Source organism: Synechococcus sp. CB0101 (assembly GCF_000179235.2).
Classification (GTDB): Bacteria; Cyanobacteriota; Cyanobacteriia; order PCC-6307; family Cyanobiaceae; genus Vulcanococcus.
The window spans coordinates 2193162-2204517 of the sequence record NZ_CP039373.1; the positions used below are offsets into that span (position 1 = coordinate 2193162).

At 61.6% G+C, this 11356-nt stretch carries 13 protein-coding genes and 2 pseudogenes; 5 read left to right on the top strand and 10 right to left on the bottom strand.

From position 1 onward, the window contains the following. Positions 1-1079: pseudogene (psbA, locus tag CB0101_RS11780) on the top strand (photosystem II q(b) protein). A 97-nt stretch (positions 1080-1176) separates the two neighbouring features. Here psbA and CB0101_RS11785 read toward each other — a convergent pair. Further along, entirely contained in the window at positions 1177-1626 is a 450-nt protein-coding gene (locus CB0101_RS11785) for a nucleoside deaminase (protein WP_043718053.1), read from the bottom strand. A 451-nt stretch (positions 1627-2077) separates the two neighbouring features. Here CB0101_RS11785 and CB0101_RS15875 point away from each other — a divergent pair. Then, positions 2078-2365 (top strand): annotated as a pseudogene (locus tag CB0101_RS15875) (DUF2887 domain-containing protein); the annotation flags it as partial. A gap of 26 nt (positions 2366-2391) precedes the next feature. Further along, positions 2392-2937: a DUF4351 domain-containing protein gene (locus CB0101_RS15555; protein WP_029553107.1), complete on the top strand. Its 546-nt coding sequence runs from the start codon at positions 2392-2394 to the stop codon at positions 2935-2937. A 27-nt stretch (positions 2938-2964) separates the two neighbouring features. On the opposite strand, the gene CB0101_RS11800 is transcribed toward CB0101_RS15555, so the two are convergent. Next, entirely contained in the window at positions 2965-4416 is a 1452-nt protein-coding gene (locus tag CB0101_RS11800; RefSeq protein ID WP_010311150.1) for a DUF6880 family protein, read from the bottom strand. A 102-nt stretch (positions 4417-4518) separates the two neighbouring features. On the opposite strand from CB0101_RS11800, the gene CB0101_RS11805 reads away from it, so the two are divergent. After that, entirely contained in the window at positions 4519-4704 is a 186-nt protein-coding gene (locus CB0101_RS11805) for a hypothetical protein (RefSeq protein ID WP_043718058.1), read from the top strand. Positions 4705-4735: 31 nt separating this feature from the next. On the opposite strand, the gene brnA is transcribed toward CB0101_RS11805, so the two are convergent. Then, positions 4736-4993: a type II toxin-antitoxin system BrnA family antitoxin gene (brnA, locus tag CB0101_RS11810; protein WP_010311146.1), complete on the bottom strand. Its 258-nt coding sequence runs from the start codon at positions 4991-4993 to the stop codon at positions 4736-4738. Beyond that, the gene (locus CB0101_RS11815; protein ID WP_010311145.1) at positions 4980-5243 is read right to left on the bottom strand and encodes a BrnT family toxin; all 264 of its coding nucleotides are present in this window, start codon (positions 5241-5243) and stop codon (positions 4980-4982) included. The genes brnA and CB0101_RS11815 overlap by 14 nt, the downstream gene beginning before the upstream one ends. A gap of 194 nt (positions 5244-5437) precedes the next feature. Here CB0101_RS11815 and CB0101_RS11820 point away from each other — a divergent pair, with 194 nt between their 5' ends. Further along, entirely contained in the window at positions 5438-6355 is a 918-nt protein-coding gene (locus CB0101_RS11820) for an ArdC family protein (RefSeq protein ID WP_010311141.1), read from the top strand. Here CB0101_RS11820 and hsdR read toward each other — a convergent pair. The 6 genes from hsdR to CB0101_RS11850 all read right to left on the bottom strand — a co-directional run bounded on the left by hsdR (position 6352) and on the right by CB0101_RS11850 (position 11203). After that, on the bottom strand, positions 6352-8697 hold the full coding sequence (hsdR, locus tag CB0101_RS11825; protein WP_010311139.1) for an EcoAI/FtnUII family type I restriction enzme subunit R: 2346 nt from the start codon (positions 8695-8697) through the stop codon (positions 6352-6354). The two genes, CB0101_RS11820 and hsdR, sit on opposite strands and share 4 nt — an antisense overlap. Next, the gene (locus CB0101_RS11830) at positions 8694-9077 is read right to left on the bottom strand and encodes a HEPN domain-containing protein (protein ID WP_010311136.1); all 384 of its coding nucleotides are present in this window, start codon (positions 9075-9077) and stop codon (positions 8694-8696) included. The genes hsdR and CB0101_RS11830 overlap by 4 nt, the downstream gene beginning before the upstream one ends. Next, entirely contained in the window at positions 9064-9447 is a 384-nt protein-coding gene (locus tag CB0101_RS11835) for a nucleotidyltransferase domain-containing protein (RefSeq protein WP_010311133.1), read from the bottom strand. The genes CB0101_RS11830 and CB0101_RS11835 overlap by 14 nt, the downstream gene beginning before the upstream one ends. Positions 9448-9509: 62 nt before the next feature. Then, entirely contained in the window at positions 9510-9728 is a 219-nt protein-coding gene (locus CB0101_RS11840) for a hypothetical protein (RefSeq protein ID WP_010311131.1), read from the bottom strand. A 165-nt stretch (positions 9729-9893) separates the two neighbouring features. Beyond that, positions 9894-10151 (bottom strand): hypothetical protein, encoded by a 258-nt coding sequence (locus tag CB0101_RS15680; RefSeq protein WP_010311129.1) that lies wholly within the window; start codon positions 10149-10151, stop codon positions 9894-9896. A 44-nt stretch (positions 10152-10195) separates the two neighbouring features. Then, entirely contained in the window at positions 10196-11203 is a 1008-nt protein-coding gene (locus CB0101_RS11850; RefSeq protein WP_210409955.1) for a restriction endonuclease subunit S, read from the bottom strand. Positions 11204-11356: the final 153 nt, after the last annotated feature.

Here is an 11356-nt window from a genome sequence, read left to right on the forward strand (position 1 = left end):
ATGACCACCACCATCCAGCAGCGCCAAGGCGCTTCTGCGTGGAACCAGTTCTGCGAGTGGGTCACCAGCACCGACAACCGCCTCTACGTGGGTTGGTTCGGCGTTCTGATGATTCCCTGCCTGCTGGCCGCCACCATCTGCTTCATCGTTGCCTTTATCGCCGCTCCCCCGGTTGATATCGACGGCATCCGTGAGCCCGTTGCCGGCTCCCTGCTGTACGGCAACAACATCATCTCTGGCGCTGTGATCCCCAGCAGCAACGCCATTGGTCTGCACTTCTATCCCATCTGGGAAGCCGCCAGCCTCGACGAGTGGCTGTACAACGGCGGTCCTTTCCAGCTGGTGGTTTTCCACTTCCTCATCGGCATCTACGCCTACATGGGACGTGAGTGGGAACTCTCCTACCGCCTGGGCATGCGCCCCTGGATCTGCGTTGCTTACAGCGCACCCGTGGCCGCAGCCTCTGCTGTGTTCCTTGTGTATCCCTTCGGTCAGGGCTCCTTCTCGGACGCCATGCCCCTGGGTATCAGCGGCACCTTCAACTACATGCTGGTGTTCCAGGCTGAGCACAACATCCTGATGCACCCCTTCCACATGCTTGGTGTGGCTGGTGTGTTCGGCGGCAGCCTGTTCTCCGCCATGCACGGCTCCCTGGTGACCTCCTCCCTGGTGCGTGAAACCACCGAGAGCGAGTCCCAGAACTACGGCTACAAGTTCGGCCAAGAGGAAGAGACCTACAACATCGTGGCTGCCCACGGTTACTTCGGTCGCCTGATCTTCCAATACGCCAGCTTCAACAACAGCCGCAGCTTGCACTTCTTCCTGGCTGCCTGGCCTGTGGTCGGCATCTGGTTCACCGCCCTGGGCGTGAGCACCATGGCGTTCAACCTGAACGGCTTCAACTTCAACCAGTCGATCCTGGATTCCCAGGGTCGTGTGCTGAACACCTGGGCCGACGTGCTGAACCGCGCCAACCTGGGTATGGAAGTGATGCACGAGCGCAACGCTCACAACTTCCCCTCGACCTGGCTGCTGCAGAAGCCACCCCCGTGGCTCTGACTGCCCCCGCCATCGGCTGAGGTTGATCCTCAAAACGGTTCAATCACGGTTGAACCAGAAGCCCCGCGCAAGCGGGGGCTTTTTGTTGTCTTGGTGCCGGGCTCCGCCGCTGCGCCGTCACTGGCCGATGTCTTCGGCCCAGAGCTCGGGCTTCTGCTCCAGCATGGTTTGCATCAAGTCTTCGCAGGCAGGGTCATTGAGGCACTCCACGGCAATCCCGGCTTCCTCCAGCCATCGCTCGGCTCCTTGAAAGCTGCGCCGCTCACCGATCAGTACCCGGCGGAACCCCAGCAGCACAGCCGTGCCAGCGCACATGGGGCAAGGCGAGAGCGTGGTCACCAGGGTGAGATCCCGCCAGTCGCGGCGCCGGCCTGCATTGCGGATGCATTGCGTTTCCCCATGACTGGTGGGATCACCGTTCTGCACCCGCTGGTTGTGGCCACGGGCCACGATCGTGCCGTCTTCCCTGGCCAAGACCGCGCCGATGGGAATCCCCCCTTCCATCCAGCTTTGTTGTGCTTCTTGCCGTGCAGCATCCATCAGTTGCTGCATGGTGGATCGCTCCATGAACTGTGCCTTGCGTGCGAAAGGTCGTATCTGCGTTGTAGCCATCCATCGAGGCTTTTCCCGCTCAACGCTGTCGCACAGCCGTCGCGATCACGGAAAAGCCAATCGCCGTAAAACAAAAGAACCGCCAGTGACTGCAGGGCCTCTGGCGGTTCTTTTGTGTCTTCAAGCCGGTGACTGGATTTGAACCTGCGACCTACTGATTACGAATCAATCGTTTTTCGCTGAGATCGCTTGGTATGACTAGGGGTGGTTGCCCTGCTTTCCCTGTAAGTTTCCCCGTTGCAAACTGAAATGTCGAAATTCCGGTTGCAACCTGCTGATCCCTCATCAGTGGGCTGACCCACTGATTCGGTGTTTTGAGTTTCCCTGTGAGTTTCCCTGTAGATCGCTGTGCTCCCCCTGTTGTTGCAGGGATGCTTAAGTGCATGCGTGCGGCAGATCTGCAGCTGTGAGCGCGAGCGACAAGCTCTTTTATTGGGTGTTTCAGCTCGCGCCGGATCGGATCCTGCAGCTCCAAAACGACCTTCCGCCTGATGCCACCTACAGCTTCAGTGCGCCCGTTCTCAAGGAGCGCGAACACCGGCTCGATGGTCTGTTCTGGCCCCGGGAGCAGCGGCCCGATCGGCCGGTGGTGATCTTCGAGGCGCAGATGGGGCCCGACTCTGGGTTCCTGCGGCGCCTCTATGCGGAGAGTGCGCGTCTGCTGCAACAGGACAGCTCGATTCAGCACTGGCGGGTGGTGGTGCTCTGCCGCGGCGGGATATGGGCTTTGGCGATCCCACTGCTGTGGCGGAGTTCATCGAGCGGCGCGTGCAGTGGCTGGAGTTGCAACCAGCCCTCGACGATCCAGCGGCCCCGCCCCTGTTGCGCAGTCTGGCCCTGTTGCTGGAAAGCGAGGACAAGCTGCCTGAGACGGCAGCGCAGATCCGCACCGCCGTTGCTGGCACCACTGATGCCGCCGGAACCATCGATGTGATCGCCGCTATCTTGATGACACGCTTCAGCGGTCGACCCCTACCGGAGATCTGCGCCATGGGCGGCATCACCCTCGAGGATTTCAGCCAAAGCGCCGCCTACCGCGAAATCTTCGGCCAAGGGCGCCAGGAAGGGCGCCAGGAAGGCCGCCAGCAAGGCGAGGTGGAGCTCACCTTGCTGATGCTTCGTCGCCGCTGCGGTGAGCTCAGCCCGGAGCAGCAAGCGCAGGTCAGCCAGTTGTCGCTGCCTCAACTGGAGGCCTTGGCCGAGGCGCTGCTCGATTTCACGGGAATGGCTGATCTCAAGGCTTGGCTGGCAGCGCCTCATCCCTGAGATCCGGCCCCGGGTCGTGTCACACCCTCAGAGCCCCAGCGGCTTGGCCTGGCTCCAGAAGCTGCTCTTGCGAGCATGTTGGCTGCGGATGGTGGCCATGTAGGCGTCGTGGGGCTGGATGGCGCCCCAGTCACTGATGCGCTGGCTGAGCAGCTGGCAGGTGTGCAGATGGTTGGCGGCGTGGCTGTATCGGCTGCTGCGGGCGTGGGTGAGGGTGAAATCCACCATGCAGCGCAAGGCGAGGGTGGCGGCCAGGGGATGGTCGGCGCTCAGCTTCTCCGCTGCGGGACCAAACACGGTGTACTGATCGCCATCCAGGCTGTCGCGGCGCTGCACGATCAGTTCGGCGGCCCGGCCGAGGGCTGACGGCCAGTTGAGCAGAAAGCAGAGCGCTTGCAGGTGTTGGGGGTGCTTGGCGGCCAGGTCGATCGCCTGCTGTTCAGCCTCCACATCCTCGAAAGCGGGCAGCTGTTGCAGGTAAGCCCTGAGGTACTCCTCGTTGAGTGAGCGCTCAAAGCACTGCCAGCGTGCGGCCTGGGCATCGGCGCTGCGACCCAGGGCTTCCAGGGTGGCGATGTGGGCGTCCTCCCAGTCGAACACCGGCCAGCCGCTGCGATGGGCTGGGCCGAATTCCAGGGCCTGCAGGGCATCCGCCGGCCGATCGGCCTTGAGCAGGCGCTGGGCGATCCCGGCGGCGATGCGCGGGGCGCGCCGCTGTTCCTCGCTGAATTGGCTGATGTAGCCATCCACATCACCCATGGCCTGGGCCACGGCCTGCAGGCCGTCCTTCACGGCCCACTGGCGCGCCTGTTCGGCATATTGATGGGCGTAGCCCGTGCCGCCACTGCCCCACGACACCGCTTTCCACTCCGCTTCCGGAGGGACGGGCACCGGCTCCTGGGCCAGCTGCTCGAACCGTTGCTTGAGGGCCTGCAGCCCTTGGGGGCCCAGCGCCTCGGTGAGGCTGGCGATCAGTGGGTCGTAGATGCCATAGCCGTTGTCGCAGAAGGCGTTGAACACCTGTTCGGCCAGCGTTTCTGGATCGGGTTCGGCGGCCAGAGCCAGGGGGCCGAGTTGCCGGCAAGCGCTGCGGAACAGATCCGACAGCACCCCACTGCGGTCGATGCACCGCGCGAACACGCTGTCGCTCAGATCGAGAAACTCCCACAGCAGTGTCAAGGCCGCCGCTGGCTCCGCTGCGGCAATCGGACCGGTGATGGCGTCGCGTTGTTGGTCGAGATCTTTGGCCAGGGCTCTGATCTGGGGCCCTTTGAGGAAGGTGCTGCCGCGGCGGATCGTGCCCAGGCGTTCGCGCACCAGGGATGCCGCATCGGTGGGACTGGCGCCGGTGGCCACCGCCAGCCGCAGTTGGCGTTTGAGCGCTGGATCGGCATTGGCCAGGTCGAGCAGCAGATCGGCGAGCCGTTCCGGCCCCAGGGCGATCAGCGTCTGGCGATCCAGGGCAGCGCGGCGGGCCATGGCGTGAGGTGTCCGCTGTTTGCGGCCGAGGTTGGCACCGGAAGGCCGGAAAACGGTTTCTGGTGGTCAGGCTCCACAGTGATGTACGTCTGGGGAGAAACGATGCCTGAACCGAACACTGAGATCCCTCTCGACGCTACCGAGCAGCAATTGCTCGAAGATGTCGAACTAGGCGCCCTGCAGAGCGTTGCAACAGCTGCGCTGTTGGAGGACCTTCGCGAGTCCGCCAGGGCCACGGGTCAGAAAGATCAGCGCATCAATAGTCGCCTCTCCATCCGTGATCTGTAGGCCATCCCTCTGATGTCTGCCTCGGCACGCGTCAGCGGTTTCCGGTGGCCTGCGGCCGATCGGCCGCGAGAGGCGGCTCCAACCGCTCCGACAGCCAAACCTTGATGATCGACTGGCGCGTCACGCCGAGGCGCGACGCTTCCCGATCCAGTTGTTCGACCATCCAGAGCGGAAAGTCGACATTGACGCGCTTCTGCTGCAGACGGGGCCGCCGGGCGGAGGCGAGATCCAGCGAGTTCAGCACGGAATCGCCCTGATCGAAGGATTGATCAAACTCAGAGCTGTTCATAGAGCTGAATCTCCTCAGGGCGTGATCGACGGACGGAGATGAGTCGGATGGCTTGGCCGCGCAGGGTGATCACCGCTGACCAGTGTTTGCGCTGAATGCGACCGATGACGAGCCATCGCGGCTCATCCAGCGTGCGCGCGGCGATCTCCAGCAAAGCGGGGTCTTCCCAGAGCGCCTGCGCGGCAACGAAGTCAATGCCGTGCTTCTCCTGGTTGGACTGGCTTTTGCTCGGGTCGAACTCAAACTCCATAGAGTTCTGAATCTATACCTTTTTGGGCAGTTGAAGCTCCACCGGTGCCGTTCCACGACCATCAGGGCATCACGGCCATGGGGCTCAGCGTTCTGCACAAATACGTGAGCGGGACCTTGCAGGACCGCGTCGCCTTGCACTGACGCTGCGGGGCGGCCGCGGGGAACGCTCAGGGCAGTGCCGTTTGCGCTGCCATGCCTGCCGTTGTTGATCAGAAGCTCACCGAATCGTTGATCGCCCTGCTCGAGCAGGGAACAACCCCCTGGCGGCGCGAGTGGGACGCGGTGGGTGGTGGTCATCACGTGAACCTGATCAGTGGCCGCCGCTACCGCGGCTCCAATCCGGTGTTGCTCACCCTTGGGATGCACCTGCGTGGTTCGGCCCTGCCTTATTGGTGCGGTTTCGGGGAGGCGAAGTCGCGCGGACTCTCGCCGCGCAAAGGCAGTAAGGCGGTGTATGTGTTGCGGCCTCAGGTGCATGTGAGCCCGGCCGATCCAGAGGCGTCCGCAGCGGTGGAGGCCTCTGGATCGGCCGCCATGCCCCGCAGCTGGGTGAGCTACCGGCCGGTGCCCGTGTTCAACGCGGCGGATCTGGTGGGTGAGGCGCTCGCAGGGCTGATCCAGACGCGCCGTGAGGCGGATGGGGTGGTGCGGCGACCGGTGCCCGAGCGGCTGGCGGCTGCGGAATCTGTGCTCTCCAGCTGGCCGGTTGAGGCGGTGCATGGCGGCGGTCAGGCCTGCTATCGGCCTGCGGCTGATTGCATTCACTTGCCTGAGCGGGCGGTGTTTCACTCCCCGGCTGCGCTTTATGCCACCTGGGGGCACGAGGCGGTGCATTCCACGGGGCATCCCGCCCGCCTGGCGCGTGATCTCTCCGGGACGGTGGGCAGCCGTGCCTACGCCCGTGAGGAGCTGGTGGCGGAACTGGGCGCGGTGTTGCTGGGGGAACGACTCGAGATCGGCAGTGATGTGGCCAATCACGCCGCCTATCTCGCTAGTTGGATCGCGTTGTTGCGCGAATCACCGCGGATGTTGGTGGAGGTGCTTGGCGATGCGCGTCGGGCGGTGGATCTGATCTGCCCGGACGAGGTGGTCGTTGATTTGCCGGATTAACACTGAGGCTCGGGCTCGTATAAGTAGCGCTGAAACCCTGCGAACAATTTCCCGATTTCCTCTGGTTGTCCCAGATCCGAAATGGCATCGGCGATGGAGTTCTGGTAGCGGAGACGCAGCAATGCCGCCAGTTTTTCTTGGGCCAGCTCCTGCACGCCTGTGGTCACGTAATGCTGAAGCACAAAGTCGATAAAAAGCTGTTGTTTGTTGGTGAAGTGGGAGTGGATGTACAGCCGAGCCTGTTGCGCGCGCAACTCGCGTGGGATGGGTGGTAAGGCGTAAGCCACGTGAGCCAGTACATCAAAGAGGTCGCTGTCCTCGGCGGAGATGATCGCTTGCATCTCAGTCAGTTGATCGGGTCCAAAGCCCTTGTCTGCCAGTCCCTGCAGCAGCTTGCTGCGAGTGTGTGGCTTGCTCCAGATGGCCCGTAGTTCGGCTTCGTCTCGCACAAACTCAGGCAGTTCTCCATACAGCAGTTCGATGAATTGCTGTGAGCTCATCGGCTTGCCATCGGGATGCCAGAAGCTGGTGACCAGGATGTGCTGGACCGATCGCTCCTTGCCATCGCCGAGCTTGGTCTTGACCTTCGCTGGCCGAGGCTGCGTGTCCGGATCGGTCGTTGCTGGATCTTCCGGCTCTTCAGGTCCCGGGTTCGGTGTAGGGGTGCCTCTCGCAGGCCCTTCGGGCGCGATTGGCTCTCCATCCCATTCCGCATCACTGAAATGGTGATGCGCCTTCACGAAATCGAGGATGGTGAAGTAGTCCTTACCGTCGTAGAGGCGGGTGCCACGACCGATGATCTGCTTGAACTCGATCATCGAATTCACGGGACGCAGCAAGGCGATGTTGCGTACATTGCGGGCATCCACGCCAGTCGAGAGCTTCTGCGAAGTGGTGAGGATGGTGGGGAGTGTCTTCTCGTTGTCCTGAAAAGCCCGTAGCCAGGTGTTGCCGAGTTCGCCATCGTCGGCCGTCACGCGATGGCAGTAGTTGGGATCGGTGCTGCTCTTGCGCTGGTTGATCAGGTCGCGAATCGCCAGGGCGTGCTCCTGGGTGGCGCAGAACACCAGCGTTTTCTCGCGCTGGTTGATCTGACTGAGCAGGATCTCCACCCGCTGCCGTTCGCGCCGCTCAATCTCGATGATGCGATTGAACTCGGCCTCGGTATAGCGCTTCCCCTCCTGAACCTCTCCTTCCACCACGGTGTCGTCTGCGGTGTAGACGTACTCATCAAGGCTTGTGGTGATCTGCTTGACGCGGAAGGGCGTTAGGAAGCCGTCGTTGATGCCTTCCTTCAGGGAGTAGGTGAACACCGGTTCGCCGAAGTAGGCGTAGGTGTCGGCGTTGTCGGTGCGCCGGGGGGTGGCGGTGAGCCCCAGCTGCACCGCGGGGGCGAAGTATTCGAGGATGCCGCGCCAGGTGGATTCGTTGTTGGCGCCGCCGCGGTGGCATTCATCGATCACGATGAAGTCGAAAAAGTCCGCCGGGTATTGACCGAACCAGGGTGAGGGTTTGCCCTCCACCACCGGACCGCTCATGAAGGTCTGGAAGATGGTGATGAACACACTGGCGTTGGTGGGTACGCGGCCCTTTTTGCGCAGATCGCCGGGTTCCATTCGAGCTAACGCGTTGTCTTCGAAGGCGGCGAAACTGGTGAAGTCGTTGAAGGCTTGATCGGCGAGGGTGTTGCGATCCGCGAGAAAGAGAATGCGTGGCCGGCGACTGGGCTGGCCGGACAGATTCCAGCGGGACTGGAACAGCTTCCAGAGGATCTGGAAGGCCATCGAGGTTTTGCCGGTACCGGTGGCGAGGGTGAGCAGGATGCGGTCGCAGCCGGTGGCTACCGCTTCCAGCACCCGCGACACAGCAATGTCCTGATAAAAGCGGATCTGCCAGCTGCCCCCCTTGTCTGCATAGGGAACGGCCGCAAAGCGATCTCGCCAGGCGTTCTCCTCGGCGAACTGGCGTGTCCACAGCTCCTCCGGTGTGGGGAAGCGTTCGGCTTCGCCCTCCTCACCGGTGGCCATGTCGATGGCGTAGACGCCAAGGCCGTTGCTGGCGTAGGTGAAGCGCAGTTGCAGTTTGCTGGCGTAGTCCTTGGCCTGGGCCACGCCTTCGGTGAGGGGTGCGGTGTCGGGCTTGGCCTCCACCACCGCCAGCTGGGTGTTGCGATAGGTGAGCACGTAGTCGGCTGTGAGCGGTTTGCCGCGACGACCACCGCCTTCAATGCGGCCGGGGGTGATCGAAAACTCACGCCGGATGCGGCTGCCTTCCACCACGCCCCAACCGGCTGCCGTGAGCAGCGGATCGATCAATTCGGCACGGGTGTCGGCCTCATTCATGGGATCAGCGCGGCCACATGGGCGAGCAGATCGGCACAGAGCTGATTCCAGGCGGCGCGATCCAGTTGTTCAAGATCCGGTTCTTCGTCGTAGCGCCTGAGAACAGCGAACTCCGTGAAGCGACTCAGCCCGATGAATGGATCAATCGGAGCACTGAGATCGCGCAGCATCTGAAACAACAGCCTCAGGTTGTGGCTGAAGGGTGGTTGCTTTGGCTGGAGCACGAGGAGCCAAGCTTTGAGAGCCTTCTCGGTGGCTTGCTGGATCTGAAAACCCCAGTGCTCTTCATAGAAGAGAGTGGCATCCACCATTCCGTGGGCCGCGCGCAGATCGCGCTGCGCGATGCGCAGAAAACCGCTCGGGGTTTCAGCTGGGGCCATGCAGGGACTCCGCTGAATCCAGCTGGCGGCCATAGCGGAAGGCCTCAGCGATCACATTGCTGTTGCCATGCCGGCGCTCTGCCACCTCGCTGGCGGAGAAGAGCAGAAGCTCGATCGGCAGGCGGTGATAGGCCAACTTCCAGCCCAGGGCATCGGTTTGCTCCAACCGCGAATGAGCCGCCAGCCAGGCATCCGGCACGGTCACCAGAAGATCCAGGTCCGAGTCGGGGCGGGCGGTACCGCGGGCGCGTGAGCCGAACAGGCGCACTACGGCACCGGGGATGGCCGCCTGGATCTCGGCCGCGATCGTGCGAAGCAGCGGCTCGTCGACGACGTAGTGATAGCCGGAGGGACTGGCTGTGGCACTCATGGGGGTAGTCTGACCGATCTCCGCGGGAATAGAGAACCTCTCCACGGCTGCTCAGGTTGATGTCAAGGGCCAGTGGTCCGTTGCGAATCAGGCGTGGACTCCACGATGGGTGGCAGCTTGGCGATCTCCTCGGGCGAAAGTTTGCAGATCTTTCCCTCGCGCATGGTGATCAGCTCGGTGCCGGTCTGGATGGCAATGCGGCGCGCTTCTTCGGCTGCTCGCTGAAGAGCAGCCATGGAGCCACGCATCACAGGATCGCTGCACTCACGGATGTCCTTCATTCCCCTCCACTCGCCTCGCCCCACTCTATCAAGACCGGTTGGTCACCCAAGTTGTTGTACTTCACCCAGTGATCACCTCAGACTTGTAGCAGGCTTCGAAGTTGTGTAAGCCTGCGATAAAGCGTCGCCGGATGACAGCCTCCGGGATGCTGTGCCCTCCCTGTTTCACGCGCGCAGCAACGCGCAGGATGGCTGTTTCTGGACTCGGTAATGCCAGAAAGTAGAGACTGATCTTGTAGCCCATGGAGCGCCACTCGCGAATGCGAGCCAGATAGTCCAGACCTCGTAGGGAGGTAGGCCGGCGGCGATCAGATCGGCATTGATGAACCGTAGACAGTTGGCCTCTTGCGGCAGAAACGAACGCGCGAAGGTGGTTTTGCCGGCGCCATTGGGGCCTGCCAGGATGATGATCGCGGGGCTCATGGCATCAGGGATTACATACGGCTCAACGTCGTGTGCGCCAGGGGTTAGATCTTGCCGCTGAAGGCCTGGTGCAGTAGGGAGGTTTTGAGTTCCTCGAGGGCGGCGATTTTGCGTTCATAGATTGAGGTAAGTCGCTTCGATTCTTTGCTGAAGGCGTCCAAGTGATTCGCGATTTCCTCCTGTTTCTTCAGGGGAGGAAGCAAAACAGGTAGTGTGGCAAGTTTCGCTTGGTTGATATTGCTGATGCTTGTGCCTCCTCCGTCGCTCGTGAGGCGGCTGCGAGCAGTTCTCGACTTCATAAAGTAAAGCAAGAAGCGTGGGCTTGTTGTTTGACCGTCTGGCCGTATGCGGATGATGAATCCCGAGTAGGAAATCATTTCATTTACGGCTGGAACGAGCATGCAGCGACCGACCAGGTCCTTGCTTCCATTGGAGCGGACCGTTAAAATATCTCCCTCGCGAATCAAGTAGTCCTCAGTGACGTTGCCATCGATGGTTGTGCATTGCAGCTTGTCGAGCGGGACAATAGAGCGCTCCTGAAAGTCTCCGACGCCGACCATGCGAAGCGTCTGTCCGCTGCTGTTGCGCGAGAAATTCAAGCCATTCTTAAAGTCGGCAAGCTCTCCCAGGCGCTTCTCCGTCCATCCTTCCTCTTTCTGGTTGAAGGCCGCTTCCAAGTGGCTTTCGAAGACAGCTAGGGCATTCCGGAGGTTCTGTTCGGCGTTGGCTTTGGCGGTGGCAAGGGCCTCGAAGGCTTCGTCGAGTATGTCGACGATCCGCTGCTGTTTTGTCAGTGAAGCTGGATAGCTCACTGAAAATTGTTCGGCCAGCGCGGATCGAGAAAGTTCGGTTTGGCCGCCACATCCTTCTCCAGCTTCTTTTAGCGCGTCTTCAATTATGACGAGCATATAGCCGAAAAACTCTCGGTAAAATATGCTTCGATCTGGTCGAACGATGGTGACATGGGAGTCGACGGTCGTTGCTTCTTGGGGTTGTTCGCGTACTTGCGCAACGCGCCCGAGTGTGCCAGTGCCTGTTGAGTTGACCAACACGTCACCGATCTGAATGTATCTCTCTGCCGGGACTTTCTTGCTGTCTAGGTTGTGGCGTCTTGAGTGCGCATAGTTAATTGAGTGGTCGCGAATGCATTTCTGATTTAGGACGCAGATGCCGCCTTCTTCTGCGTAGGAGGGTGAGATGCCGCG

Coding starts and splice junctions, on each gene's coding strand:
- CB0101_RS11785 (WP_043718053.1), bottom strand. CDS start 1,626: ATGGAGCGATCCACCATGCAGCAACTGATGGATGCTGCACGGCAAGAA.
- CB0101_RS15555 (WP_029553107.1), top strand. CDS start 2,392: ATGGGCTTTGGCGATCCCACTGCTGTGGCGGAGTTCATCGAGCGGCGC.
- CB0101_RS11800 (WP_010311150.1), bottom strand. CDS start 4,416: ATGGCCCGCCGCGCTGCCCTGGATCGCCAGACGCTGATCGCCCTGGGG.
- CB0101_RS11805 (WP_043718058.1), top strand. CDS start 4,519: ATGCCTGAACCGAACACTGAGATCCCTCTCGACGCTACCGAGCAGCAA.
- brnA (WP_010311146.1), bottom strand. CDS start 4,993: ATGAACAGCTCTGAGTTTGATCAATCCTTCGATCAGGGCGATTCCGTG.
- CB0101_RS11815 (WP_010311145.1), bottom strand. CDS start 5,243: ATGGAGTTTGAGTTCGACCCGAGCAAAAGCCAGTCCAACCAGGAGAAG.
- CB0101_RS11820 (WP_010311141.1), top strand. CDS start 5,438: ATGCCTGCCGTTGTTGATCAGAAGCTCACCGAATCGTTGATCGCCCTG.
- hsdR (WP_010311139.1), bottom strand. CDS start 8,697: ATGAATGAGGCCGACACCCGTGCCGAATTGATCGATCCGCTGCTCACG.
- CB0101_RS11830 (WP_010311136.1), bottom strand. CDS start 9,077: ATGGCCCCAGCTGAAACCCCGAGCGGTTTTCTGCGCATCGCGCAGCGC.
- CB0101_RS11835 (WP_010311133.1), bottom strand. CDS start 9,447: ATGAGTGCCACAGCCAGTCCCTCCGGCTATCACTACGTCGTCGACGAG.
- CB0101_RS11840 (WP_010311131.1), bottom strand. CDS start 9,728: ATGAAGGACATCCGTGAGTGCAGCGATCCTGTGATGCGTGGCTCCATG.
- CB0101_RS15680 (WP_010311129.1), bottom strand. CDS start 10,151: ATGAGCCCCGCGATCATCATCCTGGCAGGCCCCAATGGCGCCGGCAAA.